Origin of the sequence: Corallococcus sp. AB038B, from assembly GCF_003668955.1 — a bacterium.
GTDB lineage: Bacteria > Myxococcota > Myxococcia > Myxococcales > Myxococcaceae > Corallococcus > Corallococcus exiguus.
The window spans coordinates 1-435 of sequence record NZ_RAWO01000132.1 but is presented as its reverse complement, the minus strand read 5'-3'; the positions used below and the strand labels follow the sequence as shown (position 1 = coordinate 435).

Sequence of the window (435 nt, the reverse complement as noted above, 5' to 3'; positions counted from 1 at the left end):
AATAAGAGATGAGATTTTCATTTCCATTGGCTGCTGCACAATGAATCGGTGTGGAATTGTGATAATCCACATCGTTGATATTTGCATTCAGCTTTTCGACCAGCCATTGAACAATCTTCAAATGAGAATGTTGACAAGCTAGAGAGTAACAATAATCAACAGAAAAGAAAATATCGATATTTACCAATGTGGAGACAATTGAAACCATTCTGATCTCTCAATCTGAAGTTCGCACCATGGAATATTAATGTCTCAATCGTTTCTAATGAACCAGCTTTACAAGCGAGATGAAGAGGTGTGAATAATTGATTTGTTTGTTCGTTCACTGTATCTGCCGATTTCGATACTAAGATTCGAACACATTCATTATGACCACGTTCAGATGCATAATGAATTGGTTGATAACCATTGTAAGATTGATGATGAGGATCAGCA

General features: G+C 36.1%; 2 protein-coding genes. Both read right to left on the bottom strand.

Features of this window, described 5'->3' with window-relative positions:
* Nucleotides 1–208 (bottom strand): ankyrin repeat domain-containing protein (locus tag D7Y04_RS46200; RefSeq protein ID WP_147477349.1); only part of this gene is annotated, 208 nt, incomplete at its 3' end.
* A partial coding sequence (locus D7Y04_RS46900) for an ankyrin repeat domain-containing protein (RefSeq protein WP_147477348.1) occupies nt 156–435 on the bottom strand: 280 nt, incomplete at its 5' end. The genes D7Y04_RS46200 and D7Y04_RS46900, both read right to left, overlap by 53 nt.